The following is an 18,972-nucleotide window of genomic DNA, read 5'->3' as shown; positions in this document are numbered from 1 at the left end:
GAGCCCGTGCGCAGCGACCGGAACACCCGTTCCCGGTCCCCTTTCACCTCGGGGTCACGAAGAGGCGTGCGCCTCGGCCAGCTCGTCGATCCGGCGGGCCAGCGCGGTGTCCTTGGCCGTCACGCCGCCCTCCGAGTGGGTACTCAGGGCGAACGTCACGGTTCGCCACCGGATGTCGATGTCCGGGTGGTGGTCGGCGTCCTCCGCGACCTTCGCGACCTCGACGACCAGCCGGATCGCCGCGGGGAAGCTGGGGGCGTCGAGGGTACGTCTGATCTCGCGGGTATCGCCGGACCAGCCATCCAGTTCGGCCAGTGCGCCGGCGACTTCGTCTGGGGAGAGCAGGGCTGCCATACCCATGATTGTTCCAACTTCTCCGGAGTTGTGGTCCCGGAATCCCGCCGGGACCACAACTCCGGGGGAGTTTTGTGGATCAAGCCGACGGCAGTGAGCGGCGGATGAAGTCCAGCTCCAGGCGCAGCAGCCGCTCGCTCAGCCCGCCCGCCGCCATGTGGGTGGCGCCGGTCAGCGGGATCATGGAGTGCGGCCGGCCCGAGGTCAGCAACGCCGCCGACAGCCGCAGCGTGTGCGCCGCGACCACGTTGTCGTCGACCATGCCGTGGATGAGCATGATCGGCCGCGCGTCGTCCGGACCCGCCGGCGGCTCGCCGGCGATCTCGACCAGCGAGTTGTGCGCGTACACGTCGCTGCCGTCGTCCGGCAGACCCAGGTACCGCTCGGTGTATGCGGTGTCGTAGAGGGCCCAGTCGGTGACCGGGGCGCCGGCCACCGCGCAGTGGTAGACGTCCGGCCGGCGCAGCACGGCGAGCGCCGACAGGTACCCGCCGAACGACCAGCCGCGGATCGCGACGCGGGACAGGTCCAGGTCGGTGTGCTTCTCGGCCAGCGCGGCGAGCGCGTCCACCTGGTCGGTCAGGACCACGTCGGCGAAGCGCCGGTGGATCGCCTTGTCGAAGCTGGGCGACACGCCGGGGGTACCCCGGTTGTCGATGACGACCACCGCGAAGCCGGCGTCCGCCCACCACTGCCGTTCGACCCAGCGCGAGCGCACCGACAGCACCTCCTGGTGGCCCGGCCCGCCGTAGATGTCGACCAGGACCGGCAGCTTGCGGCCGGTGACGTGGTTGCGCGGGTACAGCACCCCCGTCGGTAAGCGGCGGTCGGTGACCCGCTGCAGGACCGGGCGGGGCGCGTACGGGGGGCTCGCCGCCAGCGACGTCAGCTCACCGACCGGCTCGTCGCCGCGGAACACGCGGTACCGGGTGCCGGCGTGCTCCAGCGACAGCTCGCCGATGACCAGGGTGTCCTTCGCGGCGTACGCGATGTGCCACCCCGCCGCCGTGGTGATCCGCCGCGCCTCGACGCCGGTACCGGCCGCCGCCACGCGTACCCGGTAGATGTGCTGCTCGCTGGGCTCGCCGTCGGTCGCCTCGACGATCAGGTCGCCGTCGAACCGGCCGCTGACCCGCCGTACGTACAGCGTGGGCGGGGTGAGCAGGCTGCCGTCGGCGAACAGGCAGCGGGCGTCGTACCCGTCGTGGGCCAGCTCGCCGCCGACGAGTACCCGGCCGTCGGGCAGGTACGCCGGGGTGCCCGGCACCGGCTCGACCCAGCGCGGGTCGGCCAGCTCGGCGTGGACCTGCGTCTCGCCGGTACGGGGATTGACCGACAGCACCAGGCCGTGCTGCTGGAGCCGGCGCAGCACCGTGATCAGCGGCCCGCCGGCCTCGCTCCACGACACCGAGACCAGGTACGGGTAGGTCTCCCGGTCCCAGTGCACGTCGACCCAGCCGCCGTCCAGGTCGAGCAGGTGCAGGGTGACCTCGGCGTTCGGGCCGCCCGCGTGCGGGTACGCGACGGTGGTCGGCGCCTGGTCGGGATTGGCGGGGTCGTGCAGGTGCCAGCGCGGTACCCGGGACTCGTCGACCCGCGCGGCCAGCACCGACCGGCCGTCCCGTGACCACCAGTACCCGCGGAAGCGGTGGAACTCCTCGGCCGCGATGAACTCGGCCAGCCCCCAGGTGACGCCGTCCTCGGCGGCGAGGACGTGGTCGTTGCCGTCGGGGTCGATCACGTGCAGGGCGCCTGCGGAGACGTACCCGATCCGCTGTCCGGTCGGGTCGGGCCGGGGGTCGACGACGGAGCCGGCGGATGGAACCTCCGCGACCTCGCCCGTCCGCACGTCGGCGCGGAACAGGCGGCCGCCGAGGGTGAACAGCACGCCCGCCCCGTTCGGGGTGAGCGTGTACGAGCCGATGCCGGCGGCCGACAGCCGCAGCCGCTCGCGCAGCGCGCGCTCGGCCGCCGGCAGGTCGTCGGCGCCGGACAGCAGCTGCGCCGGGTCCGCCACCAGGCGCTCCTGCCCGCCGGCGACGTCGAACACCCACAGCTTGTCGGCCGGGTCTTCCGGGCCGGAGGAGCGCAGGAACAGGACGTGGGCACCGTCCGCGGTGACGGTCACCGCTCGGGGGGCGCCCAGAGAAAATCGACGGGTACGTGCGGCCAGCTCCGGATAATCCACCTGGAAATGTTCTCTCGGCGGGCCGTGCCTTGTCATGCCATTGGCGCGTCCCTGTGCGCCCGGGGGTGCGTACAGTTGCCTGCGTGAGCATCCCTGATCGGCGGATCATGTTCGTGCACGCCCACCCCGACGACGAGACGATCGGTACCGGGGCGACGATGGCCCACTACGCCGCGGCCGGGGCGCACGTCACGCTCGTCACCTGCACCCTGGGCGAGGAGGGCGAGATCCACGTGCCGGCACTGTCCGGGCTCGCCGCCGACCAGGCCGACCAGCTCGGCGGGTACCGGATCGCGGAGCTGGACGCCGCCTGCCGGGCCCTCGGCGTGACCGACCACCGGTTCCTCGGCGGCGCGGGCCGGTTCCGGGACTCCGGGATGATGGGCCTGCCCACCAACGACCACCCCCGCGCGTTCTGGGGCGCCGATCTCGACGAGGCGGCCGGCCTGCTGCTCGAGATCATCCGCGAGGTGCGCCCGCAGGTGCTGGTCACGTACGACCCCAACGGCTTCTACGGCCACCCGGACCACATCCAGGCGCACCGGGTCGCGATGCGGGCGGTCGAAATGGCAGGTGATCTCGCGCCGCGCAAGGTGTACTGGACCGCCGTGCCGCGCAGCGTCCTCGCCGCCGGGATGGCGCAGTTCGCCGAGTCCAGTGACAACCCGTTCGGCGGCGTCTCCAACGCCGACGACCTGCCGTTCGGCAGCCCCGAATCCGAGATCGCCGCCTGCGTGGACGGGCAGAAGCACGCCGACGCGAAGCTCGCCGCGATCGAGGCCCACGCCACCCAGATCCCGCCGACGTCCTGGCTGTTCGCCATCGCCGGCAACTTCGGCAGCGGGGCCCTGGGGGTGGAGCACTACCGGCTGGCGGTGGGGGAGAAGGGGTCCGGCAGCGGCGAGTACGGCTGGGAGGACGACCTGTTCGCCGGCCTGGACACGGCGTCCGCCGGCGCGACGCCTGCCGCGGCAGCATCGGCGTGATCATGAACACCGGGCTGCCCGTCGAGACCGCTCCGGCTCCGCCTGCGGGTCCCGGCCCGGCCTGGCTGGCCTGGGTCGGCGCTCTGGTCGCGACGGCGCTCGCCTTCGTCTCGGCGGTCTGGGAGGCGTTCCTGACCCCGCTGGCCCTGCACTGGAGCAGCGGCGGGCACGCGCACTCCGTCCGGGTGCCGGTGGCGCTGCTCCTCGCGATCGCGGGCAACGCCGCGCTGGCCTGGTTCACGCACTCGGTGACCGGCAAGCCCCTCGCCGTGCTGGCCCCGTTCGCCGCCTGGACGGTGCCGATCGTGCTCGCCGCCAGCAAACGCGCCGAGGGTGACGCGATCCTGACCGCCAACAACTGGGTCGCCCTGGTGACCATGCTCGCCGGCCCGGTGAGCTTCGCCGTGACGGCCTACTGGCTGACCATGCGGTCGCTGCGGCGTCCAGCCTAGTCACGGGATACTCACAGGTTCTTGTGCTGGACGGTGACCGTCCGGTATTAGATGCTGCGGAAAAGTGGCTGCCGTATCGCTACGGCATACGGGCACGGGAGGCATCGGTGAAGCAACGGTGGTTGCCGGTCGGGATTCTCGGCGGCGAGATCTTCGCGACGAACGTCGTCGCCCGGTGGGTGGTCAAGCTCACCGGCTCCGGTGACCGGTTCACCACGCGGATCGGCGTGGTCGCGCTGATCACGGTCGCCGTCGTGATGGCCGGCGCGGCGTTCTGGTGGGCCCGCCGGTACCCGATGTCGCGGGTGGTCGGCGACCTGGCGCCCGCCGCGCTCGCGGCCTGTCTGCTGTCGGTGCTGCTCGGTCCGCTGCTGGTGGGTACGACCCCGCTCAAGGACGGCGTCGACTTCTTCATCAACCAGATCCTGTACTTCCTGGTGCTGGCGGCCGGCGGCGCGGTATTCGGCGTGCTCGTGGTGATGGCGCTGGGGCAGGACTACAAGTCGCAGTCCTGGAAGCGGTACGCCGATCAGTTGCGGTCCAAGCCCCGCCGGGTCGTGCGCCGGTAATTTCGCGGGGTCACGGGGCGGGCGCGGTCCAGGTCGCGTACGCGTGGTGGGCGCTGAAGCCGAGTCCGGCGTACATCGCCACCGCCGCCTCGTTGTGCTCCTCGACCTGCAGGTACGCGTACGTCGCCCCGGCCGCGACGGCCCACCGGGCGAGCGTGCCGACGACCGCCCGGCCCAGCCCGCGACGCCGGTACGCGGGGTCGACGGAGACCAGCGAGATGCCCAGCCAGGGTCCGCCCGCGATCACGCCCCGGCCGACCGCGACCGGCTCGCCGTCGGCGGTGTACATCCCGGCGTAGCGGGCCACCGGCACGCCGGTGAGGATGCCGCGCGCGGTCTCCGGCAGCGACCCCTTGTGCCCGGCGACCGCGGTGAACCAGCCGGGCGGGGGAGTGGTGTCGAGCCGCACGTCGTCAGCCGCGCTCGTTGAAGCGACCACGTCGGGCAGCGCGGCGGTCTGTACCAGCGTCGGCGGCGCCGGCCGCCAGCCGCGCCGGGTGATCTCGGCGGTGACCCGGCCGCCGACCGGCTCCGCAACGGTGATCTTGGGTGGCAGGCCCCGGGCGCGGTACCACGCCTCCACGGCGTCCACGGCGTCGTGCAGCGTACGGCCGGGGTCGCCGATCGGGAGGGCGGAGTTGGCGCGGGCGGTCCAGCCGCCACCGGCCCGCAGCAGCCACTCGCCCAGTTGCGCCTGCTCCGGCGCGGGCCAGCCGGCCGCCGCGACCCGTTCGAGCGCCTCCGTGGCGCTCGGCCGCCGCCGGTCCGGTACCCGCTTCGCGTGGGTGATCTCACCGCGCGGCACCCGGATGAGCCGTTCCACGGTACGGACTGTGAGATCGGTCTCGGTGAGATCAACTAGTTCGCCGAGAACGTCGGAGAAAACCTGGCGTTCGGCACGAAAACCGGCCCGGCGACGCACCACGACCCGGTGCCCGACATCATGTGGCCCCAGCACGTTCGACCACCTCCCGGGCGGGATACTAGGCTCGTACGCGCCGCGACCGGGTGCCGGTGCGGCGAGTTCAGTGGAGGGACGAGCCGTGACCTACATCATCGCCGAGCCGTGCGTCGACCTGCTCGACAAGGCGTGCATCGAGGAGTGCCCCGTCGACTGCATCTACGAGGGCAACCGGATGCTCTACATCCACCCGGACGAGTGCGTCGACTGCGGAGCGTGTGAGCCCGTCTGCCCGGTGGAGGCCATCTTCTACGAGGACGACGTGCCGGAGCAGTGGAAGGACTACACCGGAGCGAACTACGAGTTCTTCGAGGACCTCGGCTCTCCCGGTGGCGCGTCCAAGGTCGGCAAGATCGAGAAGGACGCTTCCTTCGTCGCGGCCCAGCCGCCGCGGGCGACCGAGCACTGACGACGATGTCGAGGCCAACCGGGCCGGACCGCTCGCAGGAACGGTCCGGCCCGTGGGCTGCCCCGGAGCGCCCCGCGGGCCTGTCCGCCCGGCTGCCCGACTTCCCGTGGGACCGGTTGGCGCCCGCCAAGGCGCGGGCTGCCGCGCACCCCGACGGGCTGGTCGACCTTTCCATGGGTACCCCGGTCGATCCGGTGCCGCCGCTGGTACGCGCGGCGCTGGCGGAGGCCTCGGACGCCCCCGGCTATCCGTTGACCGCCGGCTCGCCGCAGCTGCGGGCCGCGATCTCCGACTGGGTGTCGCGCTCGTGCGGGGTAGCCGACGGGTTCGAGGTACTGCCGACGATCGGCTCCAAGGAGTTCGTGGCCTGGCTGCCGACGCTGCTGGGCCTCGGCCCCGGCGACGTGGTGGTGATCCCGTCGGTGTGCTACCCGACGTACGAGGTCGGCGCCAGGCTCGCCGGCGCGACCGTGGTGCGCTCGGACTCGCTGCTGTCGGTGGGGCCGGCCCCGGTGAAGCTGGTCTGGGTCAACTCGCCGGCCAACCCGACGGGCAAGGTGCTGCCCCCCGAGCACCTGCGCAAGGTGGTCGACTGGGCGCGCGAGCGCGGCGCCGTGGTGGCCAGCGACGAGTGCTACCTGCCGCTGCCGTGGGACTCCTCGCCGGTCTCGATCCTCTCGGTGTGCGACGGGGACCTGTCCGGCGTGCTGGCCGTGCACTCGCTGTCCAAGCGCTCGAACCTGGCCGGCTACCGGGCGGGTTTCGTGGCGGGGGACCCGGCCCTGGTCCGTGAGCTGCTGGCGGTCCGCAAGCACGCGGGCATGATCGTGCCCGCGCCGGTGCAGGCGGCCATGATCGCCGCGCTCGGTGACGAGGCGCACGCCGAGGAGCAGCGGGAACGGTACCGGCGCCGCCGTGAGCTGCTCCGGGAGGCGCTGACCGCCGCCGGGTTCACGATCGAACACTCGGAGGCGGGGCTGTACCTGTGGTGCACCCGCGGCGAGGACGGCTGGGCCACCGTGGACTGGCTCGCGGAGCGCGGCATCCTCGTGGCGCCCGGCGACTTCTACGGGCCGGCCGGTTCCCGGTACGTCCGGGTCGCGCTCACCGCGTCCGACGAGCGCGTCGACGCGGCGGTCACCCGCCTGGCGAAGTAGGTCGGCACGCGGTGTAGACCACCGTCGAGTCCTCCACCACGCACGAGGTGAGGTGGCCGCCCTCGGCGCCCAGCCGCACCAGGAAGTCGAACTCGGCCGCCGGGTCGCCCTCGACGGGGAACCGCTCGGTGATCGTCCGTGTCGTCGGGTCCCCCAACGCCAGGCGCAGCCCGCGGCCCTCCTCGAAGGCCGAGGTGAGGGCCGCGACGTCGGTCCGTTCGAGGGCGTCGACGAGTTCGGCGAGGAACCTCTGGACCAGGGTGACGCTCCGGGTGATCGCCTCCCGGTTGTGCACCAGCATGTCGACGGTACGGGCGCTCGGCGTGCCCGCCACCCGGGTACCGTCCCGGAAGCTCCCCGCGGCCAGGCTCAGTACGCCCTGCCGCACCTGCGAGCGGGCGACGGAGCCGGCCAGGCTGCCGGCCAGCAGGTGCGGGATGTGCGAGGAGAGCGCGACGACCGCGTCGTGCGGCGACGGCTCCAGGGGTACGACCCGCGCCTGGAGCGCGGTCGTGATCAGGGCTGTGAGCAGGCGGAACGGCTCCAGTGGTGTGTCCGGTTCGGTGCACAGCACCCAGGCCGCGTCGTTGAAGAGCACCGGGTTCGCGGAGCCCAGCCCGGAGTGCTCGCTGCCGGCCATCGGGTGACCGGGTACGAACCGGTGCGACCACCCGTTCTCCCGGGTGTACCGGGCGATCGGCGCCTTGACGCTCCCCACGTCGGTGATGACGCAGGTGGGGTCGGTGTGCTTGACGACCTCGGCCAGGGTGTCGGGCAGGGTGGACAGGGGGCCGCCGAGGAACACCACGTCCCGGTCGGCGACGGCGTCGGCGAGGTGCTCGAAGAACGCGATGTCGTGCGTGCGGGCGTAAGACAAGGCACGCGGGTCCGGGTCCCAGCCGGCGACGTCGAAGCCCTGTTGCCGCAGCCGGAGCAGGACCGAGCCGCCGATCAGTCCGGTGCCCAGCACCGCCACCCGCAGCTCCGCCGGGTGCTTATCCACCATGCGAGTAGGTTACGGTACCCGCCCGCGCCGTCCGCCTCGCGCGGCTATCGGTGAAACCGGCCGGCGGCCCTGCGGCATACCAGGCGTAACCTCGGGTAATACCGGGCTGGCGACGCACCACTGGAGGCGGCGATGACCAGACCGAGACGACGGCCGCGGGTGACGGCGGAGGACATCGCGGTACCCCGGTGGAACATCGTGGACGACTTCATGGAAGGCCTGGGCCGGGCGGCCGTGGCGGCCGTGCCCCGCCCGGTGACCAGAGCCGAACCGCCGCGGCCGCCCCGCGACTTCCACGCGCTGCACCCCGAGCCGCCGGCCGAGCCGCCGCCCCGTCACATCTACATCTACCCGTGGATCAGCGGCATCCTGCCGTGGGGCTGCGCCCCGCGCGGGCCGATGGGCGAGGGCAGCGAGGACACCGCGGTGCCCCCGGTCGACCCGGCCGAGGCGCGGCTGTGCCCGGAGCAGCTCGACCTGGCCGTGGCCCTGTCCGACCTCTGGGCGGTGGCCCGGCTCCAGGAGAAGCACCACCCGGCGTAGCTGTCGCCGAGCCTCAGTCGTTGGCGTGCAGCGCGGCGTTGAGCTCGATACCCCGGCCGGTGCGCGGCCGTACCTCCAGCGCGCCCGTGATCGAGTTGCGCAGGAACAGCAGGCCGTTCTGGCCGGACAGCTCGCGCGCCTTGACGACCTCGGCGGACGGGAGCTTCACCTTCGAGCCGGCGGTGACGTACGTGCCGGCCTCGACCACGCAGTCGTCCCCGAGCGAGATGCCGATGCCGCCGTTCGCGCCGATCAGGCAGCGCTCGCCGAGCGAGATGACCTCTGTGCCGCCGCCGGAGAGGGTGCCCATGATCGAGGCGCCGCCGCCGATGTCGGTGCCGTCACCCACCACCACCCCGGCCGAGATGCGCCCCTCGACCATGGAGGAGCCGAGGGTACCGGCGTTGAAGTTGACGAAGCCCTCGTGCATGACCGTGGTACCGCTGGCGAGGTGGGCGCCCAGCCGTACCCGGTCGGCGTCGGCGATGCGCACGCCGCCCGGGGTCACGTAGTCGACCATCCGCGGGAACTTGTCGATGCCGTACACCGCGAGCCGCTCGCCGCGCCCCCGCAGCGCCCATTGCAGCTCGTCCACCCGGTCCGGCGGGCAGGGCCCGGCCGAGGTCCATGCGACGTTCGCGAGCAGCCCGAAGATGCCGTCGAGGTTGGCCTGGTGCGGCTTGATCAGGCGGTGGGACAGCAGGTGCAGGCGAAGGTACACGTCGTAGGTGTCCTTCGGCGGGTCGGCCAGCGAGCCGATCATGGTGAGGACGGCGGCCGTACGGAGGCCGGGGATCGGGCCGGACTCGGCCACCGACGAGTCGAACAGCTCGGCCACCGGCAGCGGCTCACCGGCCTTCGCGTCCACGTCGGGGGTGCCGAACCCCAGCTTTCCGGTCGGGTACCAGGTGTCGAGCACCTGCCCCTCGGCGGTGACGGTGGCAAGTCCCAGGCCCCAGGCGGGCGAATCGCTACTCACGGTGTCTCCCGGTTCGCTCGCTCGAGCGTCGGCCCCCGGTGCCGCGCTCCCTCACGGCCTGTCACGCTATCGCGTCGGGCCCCGCGCCGGACGGTAGGGTCGGGGCCGTGCTGAGCCCTGAGATCCTGGCCGACCCGGTCGAACTGACCCGCGCCCTGGTCGACGTCGAGTCCGTGTCCGGCAACGAGGCGGCCCTCGCCGACCAGGTCGAGGCGGCGCTGCGCGGCGCGCCGCACCTGAGCGTCGAGCGCCACGGCAACGTCGTGCTCGCCAGCACCGCGCTGGGCCGCCCGCAGCGGGTCGTGCTCGCCGGCCACCTCGACACCGTGCCGGTCGCGGGCAACCTGCCGTCGAGAGCCGAGGGCGACCTGATCCACGGCTGCGGCACCTCGGACATGAAGTCCGGTGCCGCCCTCGCCCTGCACCTGGCCGCGACGGTGGCCGAGCCGCGCTACGACGTGACGTACCTCTTCTACGACTGCGAGGAGGTGGAGGCCGAGCGCAACGGGCTCAACGTGCTGGCCCGTACCCACCCGGACAAGCTCGCGGCCGACTTCGCGATCCTGCTCGAACCCACGTACGGGCTGGTCGAGGCGGGTTGCCAGGGGACCATGCGGGCCGTGGTCACCGCGACCGGGCAGCGCGCCCACGCGGCGCGGTCGTGGCTGGGCGTCAACGCGATCCACGCCGCCGGCGCGATCATGACGACGCTGGGCGCGTACCAGCCGCGCACGGTGACGATCGACGGCTGCACGTACCGGGAGGGGCTCAACGCGGTACGCATCAGTGGCGGCGTCGCCGGCAACGTGATCCCGGACGAGTGCCGGGTCGAGATCAACTACCGGTTCGCCCCGGACCGTACCGAGGCCGAGGCGGCGGCCCACGTACGCGGCCTGTTCCCCGACTTCGAGGTGGAGATCACCGACTCGGCGCCGGCCGCGATGCCCGGCCTGGACGGCGCGATCGCCAAGGAGTTCCTCGACGTGGTCGGCCAGCCACCGCAGGCCAAGCTGGGCTGGACCGACGTGGCCCGGTTCGCGGCGGCGGGGGTACCCGCGCTGAACTTCGGCCCCGGCGACCCCAACCTGGCGCACAAGCCGGAGGAGCACGTCGAGATCTCCAAGATCCGGGCCGGCGCGGCGACGCTCCGGCGGTGGCTGGCAGCCTAACCGGCCCTTACCGTGACGCAGTCGATTACCGTGGTCGGATGGCCAACGGCAATGTCAACGGCAGGGGCAGGCGGCTGCCCGAGCGGCATCGGGGCGCTGTGACGCTCCGGCGCGAAGCCATCCCCCTCAGCACCGCCGACCAGCGGTTGCTCGACTCCTGGGGCCGGGCGGACTGGAAGACCCGGGACGCCTGGCGGGCGCTGCGCATCCTCAGCGAGTTCGTGGAGGGCTTCGACACACTGGCCGACCTGCCGCCCGCGGTCAGCGTCTTCGGCTCGGCGCGCAGCAAGCCCGACAGCCGTGAGTGGGAGCTGGCCGAGCGGCTCGGCGCGGCGCTCGCGCGGGCCGGCTACGCGGTGATCACCGGTGGTGGCCCCGGCGTGATGGAGGCGGCCAACAAGGGCTGCGCCGAGGCCGGCGGGCTCTCCGTCGGGCTGGGCATCGAGCTGCCGTTCGAGCAGGGGCTCAACGACTGGGTCGACGTCGGCATCGACTTCCGGTACTTCTTCGCGCGCAAGACCATGTTCGTCAAGTACGCGCAGGCCTTCGTCGTGCTGCCCGGCGGCTTCGGCACCCTCGACGAGATGTTCGAGGCGCTCACCCTGGTGCAGACGAAGAAGGTCACCCGCTTCCCGGTCGTGCTCATGGGCACCTGGTACTGGCAGGGCCTCATCGACTGGATGCGGGACACGATGGCGGTCGAGGGCAAGATCGGTCCTGAGGACCTCAAGCTCATCTGCCTGACCGACGACGTCGACGAGGCGGTCAGTCACATCGTCAACGCCGACGTGGCGCTGAACGCCGAGCAGCAGGCGGCCTTCGCCCGCGCCGCCGCCGAGCAGCAGGAGGCCGCGGCCGCCGCCGAGCGGGAAGCCGGCAGCCCCGAGCGGCTCTCCACCGACCGGCGGGGGCCCCGCATCGACGGGGAGATCTAGGTGGCGGCGGTCGGCGTCTTCTGCGCCTCCTCGAGCATGCTGGACCGCCGCTGGCTCGACCTGGCCTACGCCGTCGGCGTGGAGATCGGCCGCCGCGGCCACACCCTGGTCTCCGGGGGCGGCCGGGTCGGCATGATGGGTACGGTCGCCGCGGGCGCCCGGTCGGCCGGCGCGCACACCCTCGGCGTGATCCCGCAGTCGCTGGTCGACCTGGAGGTCGCCGACGCCGCCGCCGACGAACTGCTGGTCACCGACGCGATGTCGACCCGCAAGACGTTGATGATCGACAAGTCGGACGCGTTCCTCACCCTGCCGGGCGGCCTCGGCACGCTGGACGAACTGTTCGAGGTGTGGACGACGGCCACCCTCGCGCTGCACGCCAAGCCGGTCGTGCTGCTGAACGCGGACGGTTTCTACGACGGCCTGCTCGACTGGCTGCGTGGGCTCGCGCCGTCCGGGTTCGCCCGGGCCGAGGGGCTCGGGCTGCTGACCGTCGTGGACTCGGTGCCGGCCGCGTTCGACGCGATGGAGGCAGCGGTGGCGTGACCTGCGTCGATATGTCGTACCGGTCTGATCTGATCTGCCGGTGACCGCCCCCTCCCAAGCACCCGGCTCCACCCGCCGGGACTACCGACTCGTGCGCCCGGCCGGGGCGGGCGACGCCGCGTCACCGGTACCGGTCGACGATCCCATGCAGCGCCAGGTGATCGCGCACCTCGGCGGGCCGCTGCTGGTGATCGGCGGCCCGGGCACCGGCAAGACGTCGACGCTGGTGGAGGCGGTGGCGGCCCGGGCGGCCGAGGGCGTCGACCCGGAGCGGCTGCTCGCGATCACCCACAGCCGCCGGCACGCGCTGCGCCTGCGCGACCGGATCGACGCCCGGCTCGCCGTCGCGACCGGCCGCCGCACCTCGGCCCAGCCGATGGTCCGCACCTTCCCGGGGTACGCGTTCGGTCTGCTCCGACGGGCCTCCGCGCTCGCCGGCGACCCGCCGCCGCGGCTGCTCACCGCGCCCGAACAGGATCTCGTCATCCGGGAGCTGCTCGACAGCGAGTCCGAACAGGACGCCTGGCCCGAGGCGCTGCGCCCGGCACTGCGTACCCGCGCGTTCGCCACCGAGCTGCGCGACCTGCTGCTGCGGGCGGTCGAGCGGGGGATCGGCCCCGCCGAACTGGCCGCCCACGCCCGTGCCCTGCGCCGGCCCGACTGGTGGGCGGCGGCCCGCTTCTACCGGCAGTACCGGCAGGTCCTGGCCCTGCGCGACGCGACCGGCCAGGGCTCGGTCGGGTACGACGGCGCCGAGCTGGTCCGGGCCGCGACGGCGCTGCTGCTGGACGACCCGGAGCTGCTGGCGGGCGAGCGGCGGCGGCTGTCGGCCATCTACGTCGACGAGTTCGCCGACACCGACCCGGCGCACCGCGACCTGCTGGCGGCGCTGGCCAGCGGCGGCAAGCACCTCGTCGTCTTCGCCGACCCCGACTCCTCGACCTTCGCGTTCCGCGGCGCCGACCCGTCCGGCGTGGCCGACTTCCCGGACCGCTTCCTCACCGCGACTGGGGAGACCGCGCCGGTCGTGACGCTCACCCGGTCGTACCGCAGCGGCGCGGAGCTGCTCGCCGCGACCCGCCGGGTGGCGGTGCGGCTGCGTGGCCCGTCCCGCCACCGGGTGCTCGCGCCGAGCCCGTCCGCCCAGCCCGGCACGGTCGAGGTGCGGGTCTTCCGCTCGGTCACGACCGAGTCGGCGTACCTGGTGCACCGGCTGCGCGAGGCGCACCTGCTGCACGGCCTGGCCTGGTCGGACATGGCGGTGGTCGTACGGTCGACCGCCCGCCAGCTCGCCCCGCTGCGCCGGGCGCTGCAGCAGGCCGGCATCCCGACCATGACGGCCGCCGAGGACCTTCCGCTGCAGGCCCAGGCGGCGGTCGCGCCGCTGCTGCTCCTGCTGCGCTGCGCCCTGGACCCCGAGCGCCTCGACGAGGAGGCGGCGGTGGCGCTGCTGCACTCACCGCTCGGTGGGGCCGACCCGCTGGCCGAGCGCCGGCTGCGGCAGGGGCTGCGGACCCGCGCCTTCGCGGACGGCGACCGGCGCCCGTCCGGCGTACTGCTCGTCGAGGCGCTCCAGGACGCCACGGTGCTGGCCGAGGTGGACCGGCGCTGGGCGGCGCCGGCCAAGGCGGTCGCCGGGCTGATCGCCACCGCGCGCGCGGCTGCGGCCGGCGACGGGGCCACCGTCGAGGACGTGCTCTGGGTGGTCTGGCGCGCCAGCGGCCTGGCCGAGCGGTGGACCGAGCTCAGCGCGGAGGGCGGGCCGCGCGGTGCGGCGGCCGACCGCGACCTCGACTCCGTCGTGGCGCTCTTCGACACCGCCGCGCGCTTCGTCGACCGGCTGCCCGGTGCCCGCGCCGAGGCCTTCCTCGACCACGTGCTCGGCCAGGACCTGCCCGGGGACTCCCATGCGCCCACCGCCGACCGGGGCTCGTGCGTCCGCATCCTCACCGCCCACGCGGCCAAGGGCCAGGAGTGGGAGTTCGTCGCGCTGGTCGGCGTACAGGAGGGCGCGTGGCCCGACCTGCGGCTGCGCGGCAGTGTGCTCGGCTCGGAGGTGCTGGTCGACCTCGCGGCCGGCCGGGAGATGAGCATCGCCGGGCGGCTGGCCGCCCTGCTCGACGAGGAGCGACGGCTGTTCTACGTCGCCGCGACCCGGGCCCGCCGGCACCTGCTGGTCACCGCGGTGGCCGGCGGTGACGCGGAGGAGCAGCCCAGCCGGTTCCTGACCGAGCTGGCCGAGGAGATCCAGCCCGAGGCCGTACCGCCCCGCGCGCTCACCCTGCCGGCGCTGGTGGCCGAGCTTCGCGGTGCGGTGGCCGCGCCGGACAGCCCGCCCGCGCGCCGGAAGGCGGCCGCCGCGCAGCTCGCCCGGCTTGCCGCCGCCGGGGTGCCGGGGGCGCACCCCGACGACTGGTGGGGCCTGCCGGAGCTGTCCGACGAGCGCCCGATCGTCGACCCCGGCGAGCCGGTGACCGTCACGCCGTCCAGTGTGGACGTCGTACAGCGGTGCAGCCTGCGCTGGCTGCTGGAGCGCCACGGCGGCAAGGGCCGGCCGTCGCCGGAGCAGAGCATCGGCAACCTGGTCCACGCGGCCGCGCTGCTCGCCGCGGACGCGACCGTCGACCGGGCGGCGCTGGTGGACTACGTCGCCGGCCGCTTCGACGCCATCGAACTCTCCGCGCGCTGGCTGGCCGGGCGGGAGCGGCAACGCGCCGAGGCCATGCTGGACAAGCTGCTCGCGTGGCTGACCGAGAACCCCCGCCGGCTGATCGCCATCGAGCGCGACTTCCTGGTACGCCTCGGCGACGACCTGCAGATCAGGGGACGGGTCGACCGGCTGGAGCTGGACGACGACGGCCGCCTGGTCGTGGTCGACCTCAAGACCGGGCGGAGCACCCCGACCGCGGCCGAGGTGGCCGACCACCCGCAGCTGGCCGCGTACCAGGCGGCGATCGAGGCGGGCGCGTTCGACGAGTCCGACGAGCCCGGCGGTGCGGCCCTGGTCCACCTCGGTGGCGACCGCGCCGGCGCCAGGGTGCAGGGTCAGGCCGCCCTCGCCGACACCGAGGACCCCGGCTGGGCCCGGGACATGGTGAGCCGGACCGCGCAGGCGATGGCCGCGTCGACCTTCTCCGCGGTACGCAACAACAAGTGCCGGGTCTGCCCGGTGCGTACCTCGTGCCCCATCTCCGGCAACGGCCGGCAGGTCACCGACGGCGACGTCTCGTGAGCGGGCCGCCGTCCGCGTCGCGCCCGTCGTTCCCGCGCCCCTCGCGTCCGAGATCCGGGCAAGATGTCACTTCTTGCTGCTGTACGCACGCCGGTAGCCGCACAAGGTCATTCTTTGCGATCAATGTGGAGGGCCGGCCGTGACCCAGGACGCGCTGTTCCAGGTCCCCAGGCCGCGGTCGTCCGCCGGTCCCCGCTTCACCCCGCTCGAACTGGCGCGCCTGCTCGGCCAGCCGCCACCCACGCCGCAGCAGGCGGAGGTGATCGCCGCGCCGGTGGAGCCGCTGCTCGTGGTCGCGGGCGCCGGCTCGGGCAAGACGGAGACGATGGCCGCCCGGGTCGTCTGGCTCGTCGCCAACGGGCACGTACGCCCGGAGCAGATCCTCGGCCTCACCTTCACCCGCAAGGCCGCCGGCGAGCTGGCGCACCGGATCCGCCAACGGCTGTCCCAGCTCGTCCACCGGCTCGGGCGCGACGAGCTCATCACCGGCGAGCCGACCGTGGCGACCTACCACTCGTACGCCGCCCGCGTCGTCTCCGAACACGGCCTGCGCGCCGGGTACGAGCCGTCCGACCGGCTGATGAGCGAGGCGTCCTGCTGGCAGATCGCCGACGGCGTCGTGGTCAGCTACGACGGCGACATGTCGCACGTCCTGGTCGCCCCGACGACCGTCACCGAGGCGGTGCTGAAGCTCTCCGCCGACCTGTCCGAGCACCTGCGTACCCCCGCCGACGTGGCCGCCTGGACCGGCAGGTTCTTCGCCGAGATCGAGTCCAGGCCGGGCAAGATGCTCAAGTCGGTGCGCGAGATCCTCGACCGCCAGAAGGCACGGCTGCAACTGCTGCCGCTGGTGCGCGGGTACGCCGACCGCAAGCACCTGCTCGAAACCATGGACTTCGGCGACCAGCTCGCCCGGGCCGCGACCGTGGCGACGAACCACCCCGAGGTGGGCGCGATCGAGCGCGACCGGTACCGGGTGGTGCTGCTCGACGAGTACCAGGACACCAGCCACGCCCAGGTCGTCCTGCTGCGGGCGCTGTTCGGCGGCGGGCACCCGGTGACCGCGGTCGGCGACCCGGCCCAGTCCATCTACGGCTGGCGGGGCGCCAGCGCCGGCACCCTGGAACGGTTCCCGGCCGAGTTCCCGGGAGGCGACGGGAAGCAGGCGCGGGAGCTGACCCTGACGACGAGCTGGCGCAACCGCCCCGAGATCCTTGACGTGGCGAACGCGCTGTCCGAGCCGCTCGGCCACCGGGTGGCCAAGCTGACCGCCGCGCCCAGGGTGGCGGCCCGGGCGTCCACTTCGACCGTCCACTGTGCGCTGCTGGAGACCTACGCCGACGAGGCGGAGTGGATCGCCGGCCGGATCGTGGCGGCCTGGCGGACCGCGGCCGGGGCCGGCGACGACGTCGAACCCGCGGCGATCGCGGTCGAGCGCCGCCCCACCACGGCCGTGCTCGTGCGTACCCGCGCCCAGATCGCAGCCGTGGAGGCCGCGCTGCGCGCCCGGGGAGTACCGGTCGAGGTCGTCGGCCTGGGCGGGCTGCTCGACACGCCCGAGGTCCGCGACGTGGTGAGCACGCTGCGGGTACTGGCCGACCCGACCGAGGGAGCCGCGCTGCTGCGCCTGCTCACCGGCCCCCGGTGGCGGATCGGGCCGCGTGACCTGGTCGCGCTCCACCGCCGGGCCCGCGCGCTGGCCGCGTCCCGCGCCAGCGACGAGCCGCTGGTGTACTCCGTACGCGACGACGAGGCCGCGCTGGTCGAGGCGCTCGACGACCTGGGGGAGGAGGAGCGGTACTCGCCGGAGGGGTACCGCCGGTTCGCCGCGCTCGCCGCCGAACTGCGGGGGCTGCGCCGCAGGCTCGACCAGCAGCTGCCCGACCTGATCAACGACGTGGAGCACACCATCGGGCTCGACGTCGAGGTGGCGGTCCGCCCGGGCGACGCCGGCCTGGCCCGGGGGCATCTGGACACGCTCGGTGACATCGCGGCCCGGTTCGCCAGCGAATCGGAGGCGCCCACGCTGTCGGCCTTCCTCGCGTACCTCGCGGCCGCGGAGAGCGAGGAGCGCGGCCTGGCGCCCGGGGAGGTGTCCGTGGTCGACGGCGCGGTGCAGATCCTCACCGCGCACGCGGCGAAGGGCTTGGAGTGGGACGTCGTGTCCGTGGCCGGGCTGACGGCCGGGGTGTTCCCCGGCCGGCCCAACGGTGGCGACCACTGGCTGCACGGGCTGGGTGTCATGCCGTTCGAGCTGCGTGGCGACCGTGCCGGGCTGCCCATGCTGGACCTGTCCCACGCCACCGACCAGCGCGGCATCGCGCGCGCGATCGACTCGTTCGAGGCGGCCTGGGACGCCCACGACGAGCGCGAGGAGCGGCGCCTGGCGTACGTCGCGGTGACCAGGCCGCGGCGCCTGCTGCTCGCCAGCGGGTACTGGTGGGGCGAGACCGCGAAGCGTCCGCGCGGGCCGTCGCCCTTCCTGGTGGAGATCCGCGACAGGTGCCTGGCCGGCGCCGGCGAGGTGGACCGGTGGGCCGACGCGCCGCCGGAGGGCGCGACGAACCCCGTGACCGCGAACCTGCCGAAGGTGAGCTGGCCGGCCGACCCGCTCGGACCCCGTCGCCAGTCGCTGGAGGAGGCCGCCGACCTGGTCCGCGCCGCGCTGGCCGGTCGCCAGCCGGAGTCGACCGAGGACGACCCGTTCTGGATGTACGAGGTCGACCTGCTCCTGGCCGAGCGGGCCCGGCTCACGCCCGATCCGGACGCGCCGGTCGAGGTCGCCCTGCCACCGCATATGAGCGTGTCCCAGCTCGCGACGCTGCGCCGCGACCCGGAGCGGCTGGCCGCGGCGCTGCGCCGCCCGCTACCGGTGCGCCCCGCCCCGTACGCCCGCCGCGGCACCGAGTTCCACCGCTGGCTGGAGCAGCGCCTGCACTCCGACGGCCTGCTCGACCTCGACGAGCTGCCCGGTGCCGCGGACTCCGACGGGACCGGCGACGAGAACCTGGACCTGCTGCGAGAGCGGTTCCTCGAGACCGAGTGGGCCGACCGGACGCCGGTCCGGGTCGCGGTGCCCTTCGCCACCGTCGTCGACGGCGTGGTGGTCCGGGGGCGCATCGACGCGGTCTTCTCCAACCCGGACGGCAGCTACGACGTGGTGCACTGGAAGACCGGCGCCCCACCGACCGGCGCGGCCGGTGCGGCGGGCGAGGTGCAGTTGGCCGCGTACCGGCAGGCCTGGGCGGCGCTGGCCGGCGTGCCCGTCGAGCGGGTACGCCCGGCGTTCGTCCACATTCGCGAGGGCGTGACCGTGCGGCCGTCGCACCTGCCGGACGAGGACGGGCTGGCCGTGATCGTCACCAGCCTGCCGGTCGCGGGCGCCTCGGGCGTCGTAGGGGAGATTGTGCCCGGCATCTGACAACCTTCTGGCCAGTCGCGGCCGTCTTCCTCAATGCTGGCTTGCATCGGCGTGATACGGGGGAG

General features: G+C 73.7%; 16 protein-coding genes. 11 read left to right on the top strand and 5 right to left on the bottom strand.

The genetic code is table 11. From position 1 onward, the window contains the following. Window positions 1-54: 54 nt before the first annotated feature. Entirely contained in the window at window positions 55-360 is a 306-nt protein-coding gene (locus Pme01_RS03520; protein WP_239087995.1) for a 4a-hydroxytetrahydrobiopterin dehydratase, read from the bottom strand. A gap of 73 nt (window positions 361-433) precedes the next feature. Beyond that, complete coding sequence (locus Pme01_RS03515) at window positions 434-2,542, bottom strand: S9 family peptidase (protein WP_168112690.1); 2,109 nt, start codon at window positions 2,540-2,542, stop codon at window positions 434-436. A gap of 107 nt (window positions 2,543-2,649) precedes the next feature. Between Pme01_RS03515 and mshB the strand changes: the two genes are divergently transcribed. From mshB to Pme01_RS03500, 3 genes are all read left to right on the top strand, one after another. Then, window positions 2,650-3,528: an N-acetyl-1-D-myo-inositol-2-amino-2-deoxy-alpha-D-glucopyranoside deacetylase gene (gene mshB, locus Pme01_RS03510; protein WP_168113373.1), complete on the top strand. Its 879-nt coding sequence runs from the start codon at window positions 2,650-2,652 to the stop codon at window positions 3,526-3,528. 2 nt (window positions 3,529-3,530) lie between these two features. Then, entirely contained in the window at window positions 3,531-3,980 is a 450-nt protein-coding gene (locus Pme01_RS03505; protein ID WP_239088006.1) for a DUF6113 family protein, read from the top strand. Between the two features lie 107 nt (window positions 3,981-4,087). Continuing rightward, window positions 4,088-4,549 (top strand): hypothetical protein, encoded by a 462-nt coding sequence (locus tag Pme01_RS03500; RefSeq protein WP_168112692.1) that lies wholly within the window; start codon window positions 4,088-4,090, stop codon window positions 4,547-4,549. A gap of 10 nt (window positions 4,550-4,559) precedes the next feature. Here the strand turns inward: Pme01_RS03500 and Pme01_RS03495 are convergent, their stop codons facing one another. Then, window positions 4,560-5,507, bottom strand: coding sequence for a GNAT family N-acetyltransferase (locus Pme01_RS03495; protein WP_168112693.1), 948 nt, complete (start codon window positions 5,505-5,507; stop codon window positions 4,560-4,562). Between the two features lie 85 nt (window positions 5,508-5,592). Between Pme01_RS03495 and fdxA the strand changes: the two genes are divergently transcribed. Further along, a complete protein-coding gene (gene fdxA, locus Pme01_RS03490) occupies window positions 5,593-5,919 on the top strand; it encodes a ferredoxin (protein ID WP_168112694.1) in 327 nt (108 codons plus the stop codon). 5 nt (window positions 5,920-5,924) lie between these two features. Further along, entirely contained in the window at window positions 5,925-7,076 is a 1,152-nt protein-coding gene (dapC, locus tag Pme01_RS03485; RefSeq protein WP_168112695.1) for a succinyldiaminopimelate transaminase, read from the top strand. Here dapC and Pme01_RS03480 read toward each other — a convergent pair. Further along, complete coding sequence (locus Pme01_RS03480) at window positions 7,057-8,082, bottom strand: prephenate dehydrogenase (RefSeq protein WP_168112696.1); 1,026 nt, start codon at window positions 8,080-8,082, stop codon at window positions 7,057-7,059. The genes dapC and Pme01_RS03480 overlap by 20 nt on opposite strands. 132 nt (window positions 8,083-8,214) lie before the next feature. On the opposite strand from Pme01_RS03480, the gene Pme01_RS03475 reads away from it, so the two are divergent. Continuing rightward, window positions 8,215-8,625 carry a hypothetical protein gene (locus Pme01_RS03475; protein WP_168112697.1) on the top strand — a complete coding sequence of 137 codons (411 nt, stop codon included), beginning with the start codon at window positions 8,215-8,217 and terminating at the stop codon, window positions 8,623-8,625. A 13-nt stretch (window positions 8,626-8,638) separates the two neighbouring features. Here Pme01_RS03475 and dapD read toward each other — a convergent pair whose 3' ends face one another. Beyond that, the gene (gene dapD / locus Pme01_RS03470) at window positions 8,639-9,604 is read right to left on the bottom strand and encodes a 2,3,4,5-tetrahydropyridine-2,6-dicarboxylate N-succinyltransferase (RefSeq protein WP_168112698.1); all 966 of its coding nucleotides are present in this window, start codon (window positions 9,602-9,604) and stop codon (window positions 8,639-8,641) included. Between the two features lie 107 nt (window positions 9,605-9,711). Here dapD and dapE point away from each other — a divergent pair, with 107 nt between their 5' ends. The 5 genes from dapE to Pme01_RS03445 all read left to right on the top strand — a co-directional run bounded on the left by dapE (window position 9,712) and on the right by Pme01_RS03445 (window position 18,907). Next, on the top strand, window positions 9,712-10,773 hold the full coding sequence (gene dapE / locus Pme01_RS03465; protein WP_168112699.1) for a succinyl-diaminopimelate desuccinylase: 1,062 nt from the start codon (window positions 9,712-9,714) through the stop codon (window positions 10,771-10,773). Window positions 10,774-10,811: 38 nt separating this feature from the next. Continuing rightward, window positions 10,812-11,708, top strand: coding sequence for an LOG family protein (locus Pme01_RS03460; RefSeq protein ID WP_168112700.1), 897 nt, complete (start codon window positions 10,812-10,814; stop codon window positions 11,706-11,708). Further along, window positions 11,709-12,254: an LOG family protein gene (locus tag Pme01_RS03455; RefSeq protein ID WP_168112701.1), complete on the top strand. Its 546-nt coding sequence runs from the start codon at window positions 11,709-11,711 to the stop codon at window positions 12,252-12,254. 145 nt (window positions 12,255-12,399) lie between these two features. After that, entirely contained in the window at window positions 12,400-15,486 is a 3,087-nt protein-coding gene (locus Pme01_RS03450) for an ATP-dependent helicase (protein WP_168113374.1), read from the top strand. A 139-nt stretch (window positions 15,487-15,625) separates the two neighbouring features. Continuing rightward, on the top strand, window positions 15,626-18,907 hold the full coding sequence (locus Pme01_RS03445) for an ATP-dependent helicase (RefSeq protein WP_168112702.1): 3,282 nt from the start codon (window positions 15,626-15,628) through the stop codon (window positions 18,905-18,907). The last annotated feature ends 65 nt before the right edge of the window (window positions 18,908-18,972 follow it).

It is taken from the genome of Planosporangium mesophilum (genome assembly GCF_016863255.1).
Taxonomy (GTDB): domain Bacteria; phylum Actinomycetota; class Actinomycetes; order Mycobacteriales; family Micromonosporaceae; genus Planosporangium; species Planosporangium mesophilum.
Note: the sequence above shows the minus strand (reverse complement) of the source record. Positions and strands in the feature narration are given on the sequence as shown.

Coding starts and splice junctions, on each gene's coding strand:
- Pme01_RS03520 (WP_239087995.1), bottom strand. CDS start 360: ATGGGTATGGCAGCCCTGCTCTCCCCAGACGAAGTCGCCGGCGCACTG.
- mshB (WP_168113373.1), top strand. CDS start 2,650: ATGTTCGTGCACGCCCACCCCGACGACGAGACGATCGGTACCGGGGCG.
- Pme01_RS03505 (WP_239088006.1), top strand. CDS start 3,531: ATGAACACCGGGCTGCCCGTCGAGACCGCTCCGGCTCCGCCTGCGGGT.
- dapC (WP_168112695.1), top strand. CDS start 5,925: ATGTCGAGGCCAACCGGGCCGGACCGCTCGCAGGAACGGTCCGGCCCG.
- Pme01_RS03480 (WP_168112696.1), bottom strand. CDS start 8,082: ATGGTGGATAAGCACCCGGCGGAGCTGCGGGTGGCGGTGCTGGGCACC.
- Pme01_RS03475 (WP_168112697.1), top strand. CDS start 8,215: ATGACCAGACCGAGACGACGGCCGCGGGTGACGGCGGAGGACATCGCG.
- Pme01_RS03460 (WP_168112700.1), top strand. CDS start 10,812: ATGGCCAACGGCAATGTCAACGGCAGGGGCAGGCGGCTGCCCGAGCGG.
- Pme01_RS03450 (WP_168113374.1), top strand. CDS start 12,400: ATGCAGCGCCAGGTGATCGCGCACCTCGGCGGGCCGCTGCTGGTGATC.